The organism is Virgibacillus profundi, from assembly GCF_002287375.1.
In the GTDB taxonomy this organism is placed as follows: Bacteria; Bacillota; Bacilli; order Bacillales; family Amphibacillaceae; genus Virgibacillus_K; species Virgibacillus_K profundi.
This window is the reverse complement of the sequence record NZ_NPOA01000009.1, coordinates 95,368-114,008: the sequence shown is the minus strand read 5'-3', so window position 1 is coordinate 114,008 and position 18,641 is coordinate 95,368. Positions and strand designations below refer to the sequence as shown.

At 36.5% G+C, this 18,641-nt stretch carries 19 protein-coding genes; all 19 read right to left on the bottom strand.

The genetic code is table 11. The features are described 5' to 3' along the window. Positions 1–156: 156 nt before the first annotated feature. On the bottom strand, positions 157–1,059 hold the full coding sequence (era, locus tag CIL05_RS13745; RefSeq protein WP_095656124.1) for a GTPase Era: 903 nt from the start codon (positions 1,057–1,059) through the stop codon (positions 157–159). Between the two features lie 992 nt (positions 1,060–2,051). Continuing rightward, on the bottom strand, positions 2,052–2,414 hold the full coding sequence (locus tag CIL05_RS13740) for a diacylglycerol kinase family protein (RefSeq protein WP_240510198.1): 363 nt from the start codon (positions 2,412–2,414) through the stop codon (positions 2,052–2,054). Continuing rightward, positions 2,404–2,868, bottom strand: a complete 465-nt coding sequence (gene ybeY, locus CIL05_RS13735) for an rRNA maturation RNase YbeY (RefSeq protein WP_095656122.1) — start codon at positions 2,866–2,868, stop codon at positions 2,404–2,406. Before ybeY ends, CIL05_RS13740 begins: the two co-directional genes overlap by 11 nt. A gap of 1 nt (position 2,869) precedes the next feature. Continuing rightward, a complete protein-coding gene (locus CIL05_RS13730) occupies positions 2,870–5,011 on the bottom strand; it encodes an HD family phosphohydrolase (protein WP_095656121.1) in 2,142 nt (713 codons plus the stop codon). 75 nt (positions 5,012–5,086) lie between these two features. Then, positions 5,087–6,046, bottom strand: coding sequence for a PhoH family protein (locus CIL05_RS13725; protein ID WP_095656120.1), 960 nt, complete (start codon positions 6,044–6,046; stop codon positions 5,087–5,089). Positions 6,047–6,048: 2 nt separating this feature from the next. Further along, the gene (gene yqfD / locus CIL05_RS13720; RefSeq protein WP_095656119.1) at positions 6,049–7,266 is read right to left on the bottom strand and encodes a sporulation protein YqfD; all 1,218 of its coding nucleotides are present in this window, start codon (positions 7,264–7,266) and stop codon (positions 6,049–6,051) included. A gap of 11 nt (positions 7,267–7,277) precedes the next feature. Further along, the gene (gene yqfC / locus CIL05_RS13715) at positions 7,278–7,562 is read right to left on the bottom strand and encodes a sporulation protein YqfC (RefSeq protein WP_095656118.1); all 285 of its coding nucleotides are present in this window, start codon (positions 7,560–7,562) and stop codon (positions 7,278–7,280) included. Positions 7,563–7,835: 273 nt separating this feature from the next. Then, complete coding sequence (locus CIL05_RS13710) at positions 7,836–8,351, bottom strand: YqfB family membrane protein (protein ID WP_095656117.1); 516 nt, start codon at positions 8,349–8,351, stop codon at positions 7,836–7,838. 30 nt (positions 8,352–8,381) lie between these two features. Next, the gene (gene floA, locus CIL05_RS13705; RefSeq protein ID WP_095656116.1) at positions 8,382–9,377 is read right to left on the bottom strand and encodes a flotillin-like protein FloA; all 996 of its coding nucleotides are present in this window, start codon (positions 9,375–9,377) and stop codon (positions 8,382–8,384) included. A gap of 37 nt (positions 9,378–9,414) precedes the next feature. Beyond that, a complete protein-coding gene (locus CIL05_RS13700) occupies positions 9,415–10,746 on the bottom strand; it encodes an NfeD family protein (RefSeq protein ID WP_240510197.1) in 1,332 nt (443 codons plus the stop codon). Positions 10,747–11,021: 275 nt separating this feature from the next. Then, a complete protein-coding gene (locus CIL05_RS13695) occupies positions 11,022–11,468 on the bottom strand; it encodes a GatB/YqeY domain-containing protein (RefSeq protein ID WP_095656115.1) in 447 nt (148 codons plus the stop codon). A 15-nt stretch (positions 11,469–11,483) separates the two neighbouring features. Continuing rightward, entirely contained in the window at positions 11,484–11,660 is a 177-nt protein-coding gene (rpsU, locus tag CIL05_RS13690; RefSeq protein WP_019377991.1) for a 30S ribosomal protein S21, read from the bottom strand. Positions 11,661–11,835: 175 nt separating this feature from the next. Further along, positions 11,836–12,507, bottom strand: a complete 672-nt coding sequence (gene deoC / locus CIL05_RS13685) for a deoxyribose-phosphate aldolase (protein WP_095656114.1) — start codon at positions 12,505–12,507, stop codon at positions 11,836–11,838. An 80-nt stretch (positions 12,508–12,587) separates the two neighbouring features. Beyond that, positions 12,588–13,784, bottom strand: a complete 1,197-nt coding sequence (locus tag CIL05_RS13680; RefSeq protein WP_095656113.1) for an MFS transporter — start codon at positions 13,782–13,784, stop codon at positions 12,588–12,590. Further along, complete coding sequence (locus tag CIL05_RS13675; RefSeq protein ID WP_095656112.1) at positions 13,777–14,211, bottom strand: MarR family winged helix-turn-helix transcriptional regulator; 435 nt, start codon at positions 14,209–14,211, stop codon at positions 13,777–13,779. Before CIL05_RS13675 ends, CIL05_RS13680 begins: the two co-directional genes overlap by 8 nt. 123 nt (positions 14,212–14,334) lie before the next feature. Continuing rightward, positions 14,335–15,687 carry a tRNA (N(6)-L-threonylcarbamoyladenosine(37)-C(2))-methylthiotransferase MtaB gene (gene mtaB, locus CIL05_RS13670; RefSeq protein ID WP_095656111.1) on the bottom strand — a complete coding sequence of 451 codons (1,353 nt, stop codon included), beginning with the start codon at positions 15,685–15,687 and terminating at the stop codon, positions 14,335–14,337. Further along, a complete protein-coding gene (locus CIL05_RS13665) occupies positions 15,687–16,445 on the bottom strand; it encodes a 16S rRNA (uracil(1498)-N(3))-methyltransferase (protein WP_095656110.1) in 759 nt (252 codons plus the stop codon). The genes mtaB and CIL05_RS13665 overlap by 1 nt, the downstream gene beginning before the upstream one ends. A gap of 12 nt (positions 16,446–16,457) precedes the next feature. After that, the gene (prmA, locus tag CIL05_RS13660; RefSeq protein WP_095656109.1) at positions 16,458–17,396 is read right to left on the bottom strand and encodes a 50S ribosomal protein L11 methyltransferase; all 939 of its coding nucleotides are present in this window, start codon (positions 17,394–17,396) and stop codon (positions 16,458–16,460) included. Between the two features lie 107 nt (positions 17,397–17,503). Continuing rightward, positions 17,504–18,634 (bottom strand): molecular chaperone DnaJ, encoded by a 1,131-nt coding sequence (gene dnaJ, locus CIL05_RS13655; protein WP_095656108.1) that lies wholly within the window; start codon positions 18,632–18,634, stop codon positions 17,504–17,506. Between the last annotated feature and the right edge of the window lie 7 nt (positions 18,635–18,641).

Below are 18,641 nucleotides of genomic sequence, written 5' to 3'. Positions count from 1 at the left end.
AAGAAACCCCACCTTTCTTTTATTGTAATGAAATAATAAATCTGAAAGTACAATATAAATGAACTGCTACGCAATTTTCGCTGTGTTTGAAAATGTTAACTATTATTTAGAATGACCAGATCCACCCAAAACAATTAGTATTAAAATTTTCCATGTTTAATATTCATCACTGCGAAATCCAAGTTCATGCAAATTACTTTGCCTATTACGCCAGTCTTTTTTCACCTTCACCCATAGTTCCAGGTATACTTTCGTACCTAGTAATGTTTCGATATCTTTCCGTGCACTTTTACCAATATTTTTCAGCATGCTCCCCTGTTTTCCGATTAAGATTCCTTTTTGCGTTTTTCTTTCAGTTATAATGGTTGCCTGAATAAACATCGCATTTGAATCTCTTTCTTCTATATTTTCAAGTACTACGGCTATTGAATGCGGTACTTCTTCTCTTGTTAACTGTAAAACTTTTTCCCTTATCAGCTCACTGATCACAAAGCGTTCAGGATGATCTGTAACTTGATCTGCTGGGTAATATTGTGGTCCCTCAGGTAAATGAGTTTTTAATATATCAAGTAGGCGTGACACATTATTTCCTTCAAGTGCTGATACTGGAATTACTTCCTCATAATTATATTTATCTTTATACTGTTCGATTAACGGAAATAAGTCATCAGGATGAATTAGATCTATTTTATTGATAACTAAAAATACTGGACGTTTAACTTGCTGTAAGCGATCCAGGATATATTGATCACCTTTTCCATAACCTTCTTTTGCATTAATCATAAAAATAACGGCATCTACTTCATTAAGTGTGTTTTCAGCTATTTTCACCATAAAATCACCTAAACGATGCTTCGGTTTATGAATTCCCGGTGTATCTATAAAAACCATTTGTGCATCTTCTTCAGTTAAAACTCCCTGTATTTTATTTCTGGTAGTCTGCGGCTTATCACTCATAATGGCAATTTTTTGTCCGATAACTCTATTCATAAATGTAGACTTTCCAACATTTGGTCTTCCAATAATTGCAATAAATCCGGATTTATAATTATTTTCCATGCTGTATCCTCCATGACGGTATCCATATACTGTTGATTTTTTTAAAATTAAGCTTCGGATCTCTTGCTTATACTTTTCGCAACTTCAGCAAGTCCGTTTCGCTTTTCTATATAATACTACAAATAGAACCAACTTTCACATAATCGACAAAACCTTTTAAAAGTTTCTCTTCTTCTTTAATAATCTCTAAAATCTTATTTTTTCCTTCAAAATTATTCCTTTTATTCAAAAAATAAGGCTGTTTTCTAAAAATGATTTGGAATGTGCAAACTCGCCCCACCGAAAAGATTAATTGTTTTGCCACAAAAGATGTAAAATGCGACGTATGCGCTTGGTTATTTTCCGCTGCGGACCGTTGCGGACCTTAGGGCACGGCTTCAGCCTCCTCGCGGAAGATCACCGCTGTGGGGTCTTCAGATTCGTGCTTTTCTGAGCAGGAGTCGACTGCCCTACACTCCAATCAACCATCTTAAAAGTGTATGGCTATGCTCGAATAAAGCATATAGAGATACAATGCACACACCAGCGAAGGAAATACACGGAGACTCCTGTGGGAGGAAAGGCATAGGTGAGACCCCCGAGTGCGTAGCACGAGGAGGCTCACCAGCCGCCCACGGAAAGCGTAGTGTATTTCCGCAGCGCTGAATTAGCACCCATCTTCTAAAGGGTGAGAGGAAATCACACTAAAGTTACGTCGCATTTTCCATCTAATACGAAGATAAAAAGAAAATAAATCTTATGAAAAGAATCAAAAGGAAAAGTCATCGGATAATAGTTAGTAGTTCTAATAGTGTGGTGAAAATGTTAATTAACATTGGAAATCGCATCTGTAACTATAACTTCCGTGAAAGAGAGGAAGCGTCTGTAGGATAGAATAGGAAGCACCTGTAGGAGAGCGAGACCAAATCACTTAGTGATTTGGTCTGCTAATTGATATGCTACCGGTATGATTCTCAATCGGAACTGAACGATTCAAGATCATACAAGTTTTTTTAAAATAACGTATATATTTTTGGTATGAAAATAATTAGCCCTATTAGGACAGCAGTAATTGCTGCAATTAACACTGCGCCAGCGGCTATATCTTTTATGGCCTTTGCTGATGGATGTATATCAGGCTTAAGATAATCGATCATTTTTTCTATTGCTGTATTTATTAATTCTGTAACTAATACCAGTCCAATTACTAATAAAATAACAACCCATTCTATTTTTGACAATTGAAAGAAAAGACCTGATATACAAACAAAGATTGCAGCCAGTATATGACTTTTAAAATTTCTCTCTGTTTTTACAGCTGTTTTAATGCCATTCCAGGCGAAAGAAAAGCCTATCGATCTTTTTTTACCTTTCAATTCCAAATTCACCTAATATCTGTTCTTGTCTTTTAAACATTTTTTCTTCATCTTCTTGTTTCATATGATCATACCCTAATAAATGAAGGAAACCATGAACGGTTAGAAATCCTAATTCCCTTTCGAAAGAATGATTATATTCTTCCGCCTGTTCTTTCGCCTTATCAACAGATATTACGATATCTCCTAGGGCTAGCGGTATATCTTCACCAATAATATCTAATTCCCCTTCGACAGATTCCTGTAAGGCAAAAGAAATAACATCTGTTGGCATATCCTTTTGACGATAGTTTCGATTTAACTCCTGTATTTCATTATCATCGACAAAGTTGACAGACACCTCTGCCTCTTTTGAAACACCCTCTTTCTCTGCAGCAAAAAGAATTAACCGTTGTAATAAATCAATATAGTCTGTAGGTACGGATTTCGTTTTATCATGAAAATCAATATGCATTTTATTTCGCCTCCTTCATTGGATACTGTATTCTTGAATGAAATATACCTTTTAGCGTATCACAAATCGTACGATGAACAATTTTAAGTTCCTTTAATGTTAATGGACTTTCATCCAATTGTCCATCCATCATCCGATCATTCACAATAGAAGATACGATTTCTTCAATTTTTTCTTTCGTAGGTTCTTTCAAAGACCTTACCGCAGCCTCTACTGAATCAGATATACAAATGATAGCAGCTTCTTTTGACTGTGGCTTCGGCCCTGGATATCTGTAGTTTTCTTCATTGACATGCTTATTTGTTTCTTTTTCTTTATAATAGAAATATTTCAGCAATGTTGTTCCATGATGCTGTTTGGCAATGTCTATGATCTCTTTTGGTAATCGATGTTCCTTTAACATTTTGGCCCCGTCATACGGATGGTTAATAATGATCTCCGCACTTTGTCCTGGTGGTATCTCATCATGCGGATTATTTATCGACAATTGATTTTCAATAAAATAATGGGGTCGTACAGTTTTGCCTATATCATGATAATATGCACCAACCCTGGCAAGTAAACCATTTGCCCCAACTGCCTCACATGCAGTTTCACTTATGTTGGCAACCATTATGGAATGATGATACGTCCCCGGTGCCTCAGTTAAAAGCTTTTTCAGCAATGGTTGATTTGGGCTGGATAATTGCAGCAATTTAATATCAGATAGGATCCCTAAGCTTGTCTCAAAAAATGGTAATAAACCAAGTGTCAGCACTGCTGAAAGAAAAGCAGAAGCAGCACCAAAACCTGCCTGAATAAAAAGATCAGTTATCGCATATTTTTCAAAAGATAGAAATACAAATAATAGTACAGTAATAATATTAATAGCCATCATCCCAAAACCTGCTTTTAAGATGGCAAAGCGATCTTTTACATTCATTAGGAATATAACCCCGGCAAGTTGTGAGAAAAAGAAATAAGTACCTGCTTCAACATTCAAGGAACCGGGTATTTGACTATTAAATATAATACTTCCCAAAACAGCATATAAACCGGCAAGCAAAATAGCTGTACGTTCATGTATTAATAATTTCACCAATAATACCCCTGTAGCAACAGGAACAACATAGAATAACTGATTTCCTGTTGTTGAATACAAACTGACTATTTTCATTAATAATATAACAATAAAACTAATAAAAAATATAGATCCTATTTTTCCTTTATCCAGTTGACCTATTTTATTAAGTCTAAACATTTCATAGGCAATTACGCCACAAATCAAAATGATTAATAAAGATAAACCTATGATAGGAAAAAAGTTTCGTTCTTTATTCAGTAAACCAACCAAATTTAATTTCTCATATATTTCATTTGTAATTATTTGCCCTTCCCTGACAATAACTTCACCAGCTCTGATCATTACAGGTTCAACACTGCTAGCAGCATCTTTTCGTGCTGTATTGGTTTTATCAATATCAAAGAATGAATTCTCAATTACAGCAAATTCACTTAGTTTTGTTAATGATTCCTTTAAATTACTGTCCATAGTTGAATATTTTATATTTTGCTGCATCGTTGAGACAGCGCTTTGGATATTTTCAATTCGGACTCCATTTTCAAGCGTATCCTCTAATGAGGAAATAAATAATGTCCTTCCTTTTTCCCGTTCACTGCTGGGTACTTCAATTAATTGTGCTAATACTCCGTCATTTAACTGTTCAGTTATTTCCGGGGATAGTATTTGTTTTAATTGCTGAACTTTTTCCTGATTCGATAAGGGCTCAGCGGTGTTATCATCACCGGATTCTTCATTATTTGTGTTTTCTTCTTCTAATTTTGCTATAGCATCAAATATTTCATTTATGTACGCCACACGTTCATCTGTAATTTCATTGGAAATATTATATCTGTCCTCTACAGATTGTACAGTTTCTCTTGTCTTTCGTTCTGTTTCCTGTTCGTTTTCAATCGTTATAGGGGAATGAATTGTTTCTTTGGCACTATTAAAACGCTCTAATTCATAAGTTTCAGTATGTACATTATTTAACGTAACAAAAAAGAAAAAAACAGCTAAAATAGTTACTGGCAATAAAATATAAATGTATTTATTTTTCATATAGAATGGTAATTTTACATTAAATAGTTTTTTCTTTTTCATACGTTCCACCCCATTATAGAACATGATATAGAAATAAGACCCGGTTTTTAAAGGGTCTTACTTCTAGTGCAATTTCTAATTGTTCTTTTCATATGCAGCAATGATCCGTTGTACCAATGGATGCCTGACAACATCTGTTTCATCCAGATGTATAAATGAAATACCTTTTACTGTATTCAATAGCTGACCTGCAACATGCAAACCTGATTTCGTCCCTTTAGGTAAATCTATTTGAGTGATATCACCAGTTATAACCATTTTTGATCCAAATCCCAGCCGTGTTAGAAACATCTTCATCTGTTCCGGTGTAGTATTTTGTGCCTCATCCAAAATGACAAATGCATCATCAAGGGTTCTGCCTCGCATATATGCGAGTGGGGCAATTTCTATGGTCTCTCTTTCAATTAGGCGCATGGTGTGTTCCGCACCCAGAACATCGTGCAGGGCATCATATAATGGACGTAAATAAGGATCCACTTTCTCCTTTAAATCACCAGGTAAAAATCCCAGACTTTCTCCGGCTTCCACTGCAGGCCTTGTTAAAATTATTCGCTTTATATAGCCGTTTTTCAAAGCATGTATAGCCATTACTACTGCTAAATATGTTTTACCGGTACCCGCAGGGCCTATCCCAAATACAAGGTCATTTGACTTGATTGCAGAAACATAACCTTTTTGTCCCAACGTTTTGACGCGAATTGATTTTCCTTTTGCATTTTTCGTTATTTCATCTTCAAAAAGTGTTTCAAATTGTTTGATTTTACCATCTTTAGCAAGATCAACAGCATAAACAACATCGCGTTCCGAAATTGTTAGTCCTTTTCTAATAACCGATAAAAGTGTCAGTAGAATCTCCTGTACCAATAATATATCTTTATCTGTCCCTGATACACTAACCTGCTCTCCCCGTGTTACGATAGAAACATGCAGCTGTTCTTCAATTTGTTTTAGATATTTATCATTTGTACCAAACAAAGCCAGTGCTTCATTTGGACTTGTTAATTGCAGGTCTATTTCTGTTAGGTTTCCTGACATAATCAATCTCCTTGATTTATTGGTTGTGCTTCAGCAATGTCTTCCTCTACATTAATATATAAGTTCAATTTAACTTTACCATTGTCAGTAGTTTCTTGCAAAACTTTTTCAGAGATAATTTGTGCTTTTGGACCTAATTGCAATTTTAGTTCACTTTTCGCCTGACTTATCCCAACTTGAACAGCTTCCTCTTTTGATCTATTCATTTCAGTAGTTGATTTTTCACTTAAGATAGACTCACCTATTTTAACTGGTAAATTCCAATTGAAAAGTTTTAAATTTTCTTCATTAATTTCCCGGTGAATATGGTCATATTCCGGGGAATTGAATCCCCAAACAGGCAGCCTGAATTCACCAAAGCGTAAATAATACTTCTTTTCCTGATTACCTGTTAATTCCTCATGAACCCCCTTTAAAGGAACTGTTACAGTTACTTCATACCATGTTGTGGCAGTAATTTCACCTTCAGCAGCAACCAATTCCAATTTCTTAGCTTTTTTATCAGTCTCGTCTTCCTCTTCCGAACCATTTATTATTCCAGAAACAAGTACATCACCAAGCTTTACATAATCATTTACCTCTACTTTGGGAAGACCCTTTGAAACATACATTTTCTTAATAATACCTTTTTTAGTAGCAATTAAGTTACGGGGTCCTTTTATTTCTTCTTCTTTTACTATTATTTTTTCTACACCTTCCAGAAAAAAGGTTGTCCCTTTTTGCTCTACACCAACCCATAATAGTTCAGGAACATCTTCCACCAACTTTTGCTGAATAGCATTCGGGGAGTCAAGCGAAAAAATCCACGAACCCGGATGAATACCATAGCTATCCAGCTGTTTACTGATCTTTTCTTCGATATCCTTTGGAACACCTGATATCTTAACTTCCCAAATAATATTGGATAAAAAAATAATTAACAATAAACTCAATAAAAGGCCAATTAATACTTGTTTTTTTCTAATAAAACGACGGAACAAAAATGGATATCCTTTTCTCTTTGTAAAATTAATTTTATAATTTGTCCCACGTCTTAGTTCTTTTATTTGTTTAATATCGTATAGTTTTATATTGCCTTCACATTGATCATCAGCAAGCTTTCTTACATTCCATACGGTGATTCCTTTATCCATGCATTTTTGAAAAAAAAGTTCCGGCCTGTCTCCTTTTATTAGAATTGTTACATATCCGGTAAAATAAGAACCTTGTGTATCCCTCATGGTCTCCTCCTTCATTGGTCAGGGGTGAATTTCACTTCCTGAATCGTTCCTTCCAATAAGATTTCCTCTGGCAGCATCATTTTTAAGACAAAGGAAGAACCTATAATTTCTATATATCCTTTATTTGTCTTTAATTTTAGTTCGCTATCCGAATATTTTTCCAGCCCCTGATGGTTTTCAATATAAACATGTAGTTGTCCAATGATCGTTATTCTCGGAAGTTCCAGTATTACATCAGAAGGAAGTGCAAGATATTTTATTAACCAGGGTTTAAATCGTTGATGAAACTTTCTCATTTATGCAGCCCCCTCTCACATACATATTTATGAAAGCAGGGAATATATAAGAACCAAAAAAAGCCACCAACATGGGAAGCTTTATCAGCTTACCTGTTGATGGCTTTAATCAGATGTTCAAAAAGTCCGGTAAAAATGACACATCGAATTTCTTCGTTGGCTTGTTTCTCCGCTACTCATGTATCTAAATGCATACATTCCGTTACTCGAAACTACGCCGCCTCGAACTTCTCGGTCCTTTTTATCCTCCTTTTGAACGTATTTTAATTTAATCTATTTCCTTCGCTGTCCAATAACACTACGATATGGTTTTGAAGCTCTGGGTGGTCCGAGAACCTCAGACATAATAATGCCATTGACTAAACCTTTTTTATTTAAGTTACTGCCAATTTGTCTTTTTAAACTTTCCTGACTTTGTGACAGCTCCCCTTTATCGGGTTCACGCAATGTATCTCCTATGATAGCATCATGAGGAAGTTTATTCATTGCTCGGTTTGCACTCGTTTTATAACGATTTGCCAATTGTTCCATTTGAGCATTCTGCTGTTCCTCAATCGATGTCGTATAAACCTTTTTATCGGTCTGATTGTCATTATAAACCCTTTGTCTTGGTTTATTGCCACCAGAAGGAGTAGCAGTTGGTCTAGGAACATTATTTGGCTTTCTTTGCTGCTTTTCTTTTTGCTTCGCTGAATTATCCCTGAAAAAACCGATAATCCCAGCGATTATTATGATAACAATAAAGAAGTTGCTGGCAAGTGCTTCAAAGAGTCCAAAAAGTCCTTCCATCAAACCCCTCCTTTATAATTAGACATGGTATTAGTTATTGTCATTTTCATCATTATTTTCTTTTGACAATTTGCCAATAGTATCACGCATATCAGTGTCTGCATCGATATTCTTATAATTCATATAATCCATAACACCTAAGTTGCCTGATCTTAATGCTTCTGCAAGTGCAAGTGGTACATCCGCCTCTGCTTCCACAACTTTCGCACGCATTTCCTGTACTCGTGCAAGCATTTCCTGTTCTTGTGCAACAGCCATTGCACGACGTTCTTCTGCTTTAGCCTGTGCGATATTTTTATCCGCTTCCGCTTGGTCTGTTTGCAGGATTGCACCAATATTTTTACCGATATCCACGTCTGCAATATCGATTGAGAGAATTTCAAAAGCAGTACCTGAATCAAGCCCTTTACTCAATACTGTCTGGGAAATAGAATCAGGGTTTTCTAATACTTTCGCATGTGTATTAGAACTACCAATTGTACTAACAACACCTTCACCCACACGAGCAATTATTGTTTCTTCACCAGCACCACCGACAAGTCGATCGATGTTCGCTCGTACAGTAATTCTAGCTTTTGCCTTTACTTCGATCCCATCCATCGCTATACCTGCGATAAAAGGTGTTTCAATAACTTCAGGGTTAACGCTCATTTGTACTGCTTCAAGCACGTCACGACCTGCTAAATCAATCGCAGCACCCCGTTCGAATGGTAAGTCGATATTTGCTCTATGTGCAGCGATTAATGCATTTACTACCCTGTCTACATTACCACCTGCTAAATAGTGGCTTTCCAGCTGGTTTGTTGTAACATTCAATCCAGCCTTATGTGCTTTGATCAATGGATTAATTACTCGATTTGGTACAACTCGGCGTAGACGCATCCCAATTAATGTAAAGATACCAACCTTAACACCAGCCGCCAGTGCACTAATCCATAATGCTACTGGAATAAATGTGAATAAAACTGCTAAAACGATCAATATTACCGCAACTATTATAAACGGCATAAGTTCTGCTAACTCCATACATAATTCCTCCTGTATATTTTAAATTTAATATATATTAGATTTCTCTAACAACAATACGAACCCCTTCTACCTTCACAACTTTAATATTTTTATTGGCTTCAATAAATCCACCTTCAGATACAACGTCTAAACGCTCATCATCGAATACTGCTGTTCCGGATGGCCTCAGTGGTGTAGCAGCAATACCTTCCAGTCCAATTAATTCCAATCGATTCACAGAAGATACATAGCCCAATTCAGTTGTTGTTTGATCTTTTAAAATAATATGGCGAAAAACTCCTTTGTCCATCCCGATTCGTTTGAATAGAATGACTGCAGCAGCCAACGCAACTATAAAAGCAATTCCAATACTCATTGACATATGCCCAAGATCATAACCCGACATAAATAAGGATCCAATTACAGCCCCAACACCGAGCAGACCAACAATTCCACCAGGTACAAAAAACTCGGCTATTATTAAAACAATCCCTATAATAAGTAGTATTACAGCCTCCATGCCAGCTAATCCTGCAACGATATGCCCATAGAAAAATAACAGGAGTGAGACCAAGCCCATTATTCCAGGTATTCCAAAGCCTGGTGAATATAATTCCACAATTAACCCCAAACTAGCTAAAGATAATAGGATTGGTATAACAACAGGATTTGTTAAAAATCTGGCAAGCTCTTCAGCAAAAGTCGTTTCCTTTTCAACAACTGTAGCATTTGATAAACCTAACTCATGTAATAACTCCACACGGTCATCTACAATTCCTTTTGAATATCCAACCTCCACAGCATCACTAGGTCCGAGTGTTAGAAATTTCCCTTCAGGAGCACCGTATTCAGGAAGATCAATCTCCATGTCTGCCATTGCTGCTGCATACAAAGGATCTCTTCCTTGTGATTCGGCCGCACTACGCATTGCTTCAAGCCATGCTGATTGTGCTTTTTTATCTGCAGCGGTACCATCTTGATTTATAACACCGCTTGCTCCCATCGTTGCATGTGGTTTCATATATATCGTATCTGAAAATAAGGCAATATAAGAACCAGCTGATAAGGCCTGATTAACGATAAAAGATGTTGTAGGTATATCTAAATCCTGGATAATCCCACCAATTTGACCCGCAGAATCCACTCTCCCGCCTGGTGTGTCAATTTCAAAAACAATGTGGTCTGCCCCTTCTTCAATTGCTTCCTGAGTTGTACGGGCCAGGAATGCCTGCAGTCCACGCTCAACTTCTTTCTCAATTGGTATAAAGTAAACTGATTTACCACCGCCATTTTTTGCTTGAATTGGATCCGCAGTGTTAAAAATAGCAGAAATTAATGAAAGCAATAAAATTATGTATACTGTCATTCGTTTACGTTTACCTGGCAAAATTTTTCACCTCACTTTCGGTACTTATATTGTATACGAAATATGCCGGCAATTGGTTTCACTTTTTTCGGGCAAACAACATAGTTACCTAAATAATATCACAACAAAAGAACCCTGTCATACTATGACAAGGTTCTTTTAAATACACTGATATTTTTTTCATGAAATCAGTAAGCACATAAGTAATACTTAGAAGCATTTGCACCCGCAAAATAGTTTCCGATAAACTAAGGCTTTCGCCATTTAGAAATGGCGAAAGCCTGGTTTCTTGAAAATTAATTTAAATGTTTTTGTACGAGTTTGTTTATTTGAGAACCATCCGCCTTACCTTTTACTTTTGGCATAACAGCACTCATTACTTTACCAATATCTTTCTTGGATGTAGCATTAACTTCCTGAATCGTACTCTGAACAATTGCCTCCAGCTCATCGTTTGTAAGCTGTTTTGGCATATATTCCTGTAAAATATTGATTTCAGTTTCAAGTTTTTCAACAAGATCATCGCGTCCAGCTGATTTAAATTCATGGAGGGAATCTTTTCTTTGTTTTAACTCTCTGGACAAAATTGTTAATTCTTCGTCCTCTGAAAGTGCATCTTTTCCAAGCTTTATCGATTCATTCTGCAATGAAGCTTTAACCATACGGATAACACTTAATGTTTCTTTATCTTTCTTCTTCATCGCTTGCTTCATATCCTGATTCAGCTGTTCAAGTAATGCCATGCTTATCAGTCCTCTTTAGAATTTACGCTTTCTAGCAGCTTCAGATTTCTTCTTACGTCTTACACTTGGTTTTTCATAGTGTTCACGCTTACGATATTCCTGAAGTGTACCACTTTTTGACACACTACGCTTGAAGCGACGAAGAGCATCCTCAAGAGACTCGTTTTTACGAACGCGAGTTGTATTTGACATGCTAATTTCCCTCCCTCCGAAGCAAAAAACAAAATTATACTAGCATATACAAATAAGTATCATGCCTTTTTAAAGTATAATATAATACTACTTATTGGTCAACATATTATTATTTAATTTTAAAATTATATGATATTAAATAGTTTATTGTAGCAATGTTCTCGTCTGTATTTTTTTAATAATCAGAAGTTCCTTGATTTCCTTTAATAATGTCGATACCCGCACTTGCACCAATTCTGGTTGCACCTACATCGATCATTGCCTTGGTTGTTTCAAGATCACGAACACCTCCGGAAGCTTTTACACCCATTTCACTTCCAACAGTCTGGCGCATTAATTTAATATCCTCAACCGTTGCACCACCACCGGAAAATCCTGTAGATGTCTTAACGTAATCTGCACCTGCTTCTTTTGCTAATTTACAGGCACGTACTTTTTCATCTTCAGATAACAATGATGTTTCAATAATAACTTTTGTAAGAGCTTTATCTTTAGCAGCATTTACAACAGCTTCTATATCCGCTTTAACAGCCTGAACATTGCCCGATTTTAATTCCCCTACATTTATTACCATGTCTACTTCTGTAGCTCCATCTTGGATAGATTTTTTTGTTTCAAAGACTTTTGACTCTGTTGATGTTGCACCTAATGGAAAGCCTATAACAGTGCAAACTTTTACTGTAGTATCCTTTAAATAATCATAGCAAAAAGATACCCAATATGGGTTAACGCAAACAGAAGCAAATTCATATTCCTTCGCTTCCTCAACAATTTGCTGGATTTTTTCTTTTGTTGTATCAGGTTTTAATTGTGTATGATCAATATACTTTGCTAAATTTTTACTCACTTTAATCTTCCTTTCATGTTTGGTTGTACGTACCTCTTAAGCCATCATAGCATGGCGGAAAGGAAAAATCTAATTATAATCTAATTAATTTCCCTTTCTCCTTTTTTACTATTTAACTGATATAAACTGAACAGTAATAACACGACCAAAATTATTGCTGCACAAATTATATAGATCGAACGAAAGCTCACATACGTTACAATGATACCTAAAACATAGGTTCCTGATGCAATTCCAATATCATACATAGTAAAGAATGTTGCTGTTGCATGACCACTCCTGTGCTCATCTGTTGATTGTACTGCCATCGTTTGGAAGCTGGGCAGTAATGAACCATACCCTAAACCAATTATAGCAGCTGCTAAGAGCAGAACAAGCGCAGTTTGTGTGAAGCTAAGTATTACCAGTCCAATTGCAAAGGCAATAAGGCTCGGAATAATTATAAAACTGGGTCCCCTGCTATCAAATGCCCGCCCGAACGAAGGTCTTGTAATAATCATTACAAATGCAAATACAACAAAGAAATAGCTTGCAACAGATGCAAGATCCAATGCATTGGCATAAACAGAAATAAATGAAAGTATTCCGGCATAAGCAAATGAAATTAACCCGGCAATACTAGCTATTGGCAATGCCTTTAATTCAAAAATATCATGAATGGTCATCTTTCTTTTTACATTATTTTTATTTTCCTTTGGCATTTTTGGTACTTTAACAATCAACGCACAAACAACCGCAAATAGGATTAATATACTTAGAACAACAAAAAGCATTTTAAACGTAGTAATTTGCAGCATGGTTAATCCTATAAAAGGCCCAATTACCATAGCTACATTAGTAGCCATAGCAAAATAACCAAGTCCCTCACCTTTACGTTCACCCGGTATTGTGTCCGCTGCAATAGCTCCGGTTGCTGTAGTCGCAATTCCAAAGGACAGACCATGAATAAAACGTAAAATTAATAAGGAATTATATTGATCGAAGACCAAATAAAAAAATGTAGTAATCGCAAAAGCTACTACAGTAATCATTAGTGTATTTTTCTTGCCTAACACTTCTAAGATTCTGCCGGATATAGGTCTTACCAATATCGCTGCAAGCAGCATGACTGTAACTAATAAGCCACCCTGTGCTTCGTTTCCTCCCAAAGACTGGATGACATAGATTGGCAATGTGGTGAGTAGCGTATAAAAAATAAGGAAGATTATAAGGTGTGTTACAGAGATACCTATAAAATCCTTGGTCCAAACTGGCCGTTTTTCAAAAGTATTATTCATCTTGATCAGTTCTCTCCTCAGGGCCTATTTTTTGAAGTAAATTTTTTAAATTCTCTTGCTCATGCTTTGATAAACCTTTTAGTGCTTCGTTTTCAAATGATTCTATTCTGTTTTTTATAGCATGAATTTTCATATGGGATTTGCTGGTCAGATTTATGATGTTTTGCCGTTTATCCTCACCCTTTATTCTCGCAACCCACCCATTTTCCTCTAATTTTTTTACGGTCCTGGTAACCGTAGGTGCTTCAACATTTAAATACTGCCAAATAGCAGTCTGTGTCATTGCCCCCTTTTTGTACAGGGAATAAATGATCGTCCATTGAGAATGGTATAATCCGAATTCATTTAATGCTTCATTTAGCTCTTTGTTTAAAAAACGATATTTTTGGTTTATAAGATGTACAAGGTTTTCTTTATAAAATGTCATATTCTGAGTTACTCCTTAATTATTTACCTAAGTAAGTAATTTGCCCATTTATATATACTAAATGATTTTGCAGCTATTGTAAAGAGCAAAAAGATAGACCCGGTCAATGACTGGGTCTATCTTTTAATTTGCTTTGGCATGTGCATGTGTCGCTGTATCCATAATTCTTACAAAAGAACCTTCATTAAATGGGTAGCCGGATTTTGTTATTTTCACCCGGACAATTTTCCCAATCATGTCAGGAGTTCCTTCAAACTGTACTTTCATATAGTTATCAGTATAGCCGATTAATAATTCAGGGTGATTTTCATCATGAACCCGTTCTTCAGGAATCACTTCTAAAACTTCATTTTCATAAGTAGAAGCATATTCCTTTGCTAATTGATCTGACAACTCGATTAATTGATGTACTCGTTCATTTTTAAGATCTTCATCCACTTGATCACTCATACGCGCTGCAGGTGTTCCAGTACGTCTGGAAAATGGAAATACATGAAGTTCTGAGTAACCAACTTCTTTTATAAAATTATAGGTTTGCTTAAATTCCTCATCCGTTTCTCCTGGAAATCCAACAATTACATCAGAAGTGATTGCCAATCCAGGCAGTGCCCCCCGAATCTTTTGCAATTTTTCTTTGTAAAATTCGCTTGAGTATTTTCTGCGCATTCTTGCGAGTACGGTATCAGATCCGGATTGCAAAGGAATATGCAGATGACGGACTATTTTTTCGGACTTGTCAAGGACATCAATGACTTCATCCGTTATTTGACTTGCCTCGATGGAGGAAATACGAATGCGCTTTAGCCCATTTACTTTTGTTTCCAGGTCGTTTAGAAGCATTGCAAAGTTATAGTCATTCATGTCTTCACCGTATCCAGCTGTATGGATCCCTGTAAGCACAATTTCTTTATAACCTGCATCAACAAGTTTCTGTGCCTGCATTACAACATTTTCCGGATCTCGTGAGCGCAGTAACCCTCTAGACCATGGAATGATACAAAATGTACAGAAGTTATTACAGCCCTCCTGTATTTTCAATGAAGCTCTGGTACGATCCGTAAATTCAGGAACATCCATTTCCTCAAATACACGGTTTTTCATTATATTTGTCACACCATTAATTGGCTCTCTGGTTTTTTGATGTTCATCAATATATTTCAGCATATTTTTACGATCCTGGGTTCCAACCACCACATCTACTCCGGGGATTTCCATAATTTCTCCAGGAGAGGTTTGTGCATAGCAGCCTGTTACACAGACAATTGCTTCCGGGTTTTTTCTAATTGCACGACGTATGGTCTGTCTGCTTTTTTTATCTCCAGTATTTGTTACCGTACATGTATTGATGACATAAACGTCAGAATCATGGTCAAAATCCACGCGTTCATAGCCATTATCCATAAACATCCGCCAAATACCTTCTGTTTCATAATGATTTACCTTACATCCTAATGTATGAAATGCTACTGTTGGCATTAATTACACCTCAATTCTTCAAAATGGTAGGAAATACTTGCTAAAGCATATAAAGCCGCTGTTTCTGTTCTCAATATTCTCGGGCCCAGACGAACAGGATAGAAATTATTATCCCTTAAAGTCTCTGCTTCCTTAGGTGAAAAACCACCTTCAGGACCAATACAGACAAATAGACTTTGGTCTTTTTTTAGCTTATTTAACAGTGTACCAAAGGATTGAAAATCAACTATTTTAGCTTCCTCTTCATATGCAAAAATCTTTACATCGTATTTTTGACTTTCCTTAAGTAAAGCTGACATTGTCATCGGCGATTTTATTTCAGGTACTTTATTTCGATGACTTTGTTCGCTTGCCTCTTTCACAATTTTAGAGAAGCGCTTCATCTTTTTTTCTATCTTTTTATTATCCCATACAACTACAGATCTTTCAGCCTGAAAAGGAATAAAGGAAGATGCACCAAGTTCCGTTCCTTTTTGTAATATTAAATCAAGTTTATCGCCCTTTGGAAGTCCTTGCGCAATAGTTACTTCAATTGGGAGTTCCACAGATTCATTCAGCCAATCCTCTACTTCCAAACGCACTTCATCTGATCCAACAGCAATTAAGTTACAGATCGCAGCACTTCCATCCGGATGGTTGCAAATAACCTGATCTCCCTCTTTAAAACGCATTACTCTATGTATGTGATGAGCATCATCATCTTTAATGGTAACTATATTCCCATTCCACGCTGATTCAGGAACAAAATATCGTTGCACATCGCACCATCCTTAAATCTTTTTCGCTACGATTGAAATCCAATCTTCCATTTCATTTACTTCCAAAATTTCAAACCCTTGCTGCTGTAACCTATCCTTAACCAACTGTTTCTTATTTTGAATAATTCCGGATGTAATGAATAGACCGCCATATTCAAGATTATTCCAGGCATCTTCAACAAACTGAACTATGATTTCAGCTAGTATATTTGATACGATAATATTTGCGTTTTCATTTACTTGGTCAAGCAAATTATTTTGTTTTGTTATAATATAGTTCCCTAATTTATTTAGCTCAGCATTCGACTTCGTACTTTTAACCGCAATATCATCTAAATCGTATGCATGGACTTCACCTGCACCCAGCATGGCAGATGCAATACTTAATACGCCGGAACCACAACCTACATCCAGAACGATATCATTTTTTTCAAGGAACCGTTCCAATGCCTGTATACTTAGAACCGTTGTAGGATGTGTGCCAGTTCCAAAAGCCATTCCCGGATCAAGTTCAATAATAATTTCATCACTGGAAACTGGTGTGTAGTCTTCCCATGTAGGTGTAATCGTTATTTTCTTCGATATCTTGACAGGCTTATAATATTTTTTCCATGCAGTTGCCCAATCTTCTTCATGAACTTCACTAAGTGATACATTATTTTTGCCAATATCAATATCGTATAATATTAAATTATTTATCGCCTGTTTAATTGCTTCAATCGTTTCACTTAAAAAACTGTTTACAGGAAGGTATGCTTTAATAAATACACCCTCTTTTGGATAGTCATCCACATCTAACTCATAGATTTCACCAAAATTATTCCCTCGTTCTTTTACTAAATCCAAAGGGTCTTCAATAACAAGACCACTTGCACCAGTTTCATGTAAAATGTTAGAAATTGGTTCAATCGCCTCATTTGTCGTATGAATACAAAGCTCTGACCATTTCATATTGATCCACCCATTCCATTTATGAGAAATTATTGCTCATGCTTTTCGTCTGCTTGAGCCGGACAGCTTTAGCTTCCCTATGTAAACGATGTTGCTATGCAACATCGTCAATCGTTTTTAAAAGCATTTTTAAATCGTTGAAATATAGAACTGTCTTGCTCATTTGTTGATTCATTACCACCAATTTCATTAAATTCGCGGAGTAATTCTTTTTGTCGTTCCGTTAATTTTGTAGGTGTGACTAGTTTTACGATAATATGCTGATCACCATGTCCATAGCCACGAACATTTGGAGCACCTTTCCCTTTCAAACGGAAGGTTTTGCCAGATTGAGTTCCTGCAGGGATTTTCAACATAACTTTACCATGGACAGTTGGCACTTCTACTTCATCACCTAATGCAGCCTGTGTATAGTTCAATGGAATTTCACAGAAAATATGATCTCCATCTCGTTCAAAAAAGTCATGGCCCCTAACTTGAACCACTACATATAAATCTCCTGGTGGACCGCCATTTACCCCTGGTTCACCTTTACCGGAAACGCGAATTTGCTGTCCTTCATCTATACCAGCTGGAAGAGTAATATGAATCTGTCTATGTTTTTTCACTTTCCCTTTTCCGCCACAAGTATTACATTTCTCCGGAATTATTTTCCCGGAGCCATTACAGTGATGGCATACTCTACGGTTAACGACTCTGCCAAATGGCGTATTCTGTTCCTGATTTAGCTGTCCAGCCCCATTACAATGGGAACAAGTTTTTGTTTTGGTTCCCGGCTTAGCACCTGAACCATGACATGTATCACATTCTTCATCTTTTGGAATGCTAATATCTGTTTCTTTTCCAAAAATTGCTTCCTCAAAATCCAGGACCATTGTATATTGAAGGTCTGCACCTTGCTGTGGAGCATTTGGGTCATGTCTGCGGCCACCACCGCCACCAAAAAACATATCAAAAATATCACCAAAGCCACCGAAGTCCTGTGCACCTCCGCCAAAGCCACCAAATCCTTGACCCCCGGCTCCCGCATGTCCAAATTGGTCATATTGCGAACGTTTTTGTTCATTACTTAAAACTTCGTAAGCCTCTTTAGCCTCTTTAAATTTATCTCCTGCATCTTCCTCTTTATTAACATCCGGATGATATTTTCGTGCTAATTTACGGTACGCCTTTTTTATATCTTCTTTAGGAGCATCCTTGCCAACTCCAAGTACATCATAAAAATCTCGCTTGCTCACTTGAAAA

Coding starts and splice junctions, on each gene's coding strand:
- era (WP_095656124.1), bottom strand. CDS start 1,059: ATGGAAAATAATTATAAATCCGGATTTATTGCAATTATTGGAAGACCA.
- mtaB (WP_095656111.1), bottom strand. CDS start 15,687: ATGCCAACAGTAGCATTTCATACATTAGGATGTAAGGTAAATCATTAT.
- CIL05_RS13675 (WP_095656112.1), bottom strand. CDS start 14,211: ATGACATTTTATAAAGAAAACCTTGTACATCTTATAAACCAAAAATAT.
- CIL05_RS13725 (WP_095656120.1), bottom strand. CDS start 6,046: ATGTCAGGAAACCTAACAGAAATAGACCTGCAATTAACAAGTCCAAAT.
- floA (WP_095656116.1), bottom strand. CDS start 9,377: ATGGAGTTAGCAGAACTTATGCCGTTTATAATAGTTGCGGTAATATTG.
- CIL05_RS13710 (WP_095656117.1), bottom strand. CDS start 8,351: ATGGAAGGACTTTTTGGACTCTTTGAAGCACTTGCCAGCAACTTCTTT.
- ybeY (WP_095656122.1), bottom strand. CDS start 2,868: ATGCATATTGATTTTCATGATAAAACGAAATCCGTACCTACAGACTAT.
- yqfD (WP_095656119.1), bottom strand. CDS start 7,266: ATGAGGGATACACAAGGTTCTTATTTTACCGGATATGTAACAATTCTA.
- prmA (WP_095656109.1), bottom strand. CDS start 17,396: ATGAAATGGTCAGAGCTTTGTATTCATACGACAAATGAGGCGATTGAA.
- CIL05_RS13730 (WP_095656121.1), bottom strand. CDS start 5,011: ATGAAAAAGAAAAAACTATTTAATGTAAAATTACCATTCTATATGAAA.
- rpsU (WP_019377991.1), bottom strand. CDS start 11,660: ATGTCAAATACAACTCGCGTTCGTAAAAACGAGTCTCTTGAGGATGCT.
- CIL05_RS13695 (WP_095656115.1), bottom strand. CDS start 11,468: ATGGCATTACTTGAACAGCTGAATCAGGATATGAAGCAAGCGATGAAG.
- CIL05_RS13680 (WP_095656113.1), bottom strand. CDS start 13,784: ATGAATAATACTTTTGAAAAACGGCCAGTTTGGACCAAGGATTTTATA.
- yqfC (WP_095656118.1), bottom strand. CDS start 7,562: ATGAGAAAGTTTCATCAACGATTTAAACCCTGGTTAATAAAATATCTT.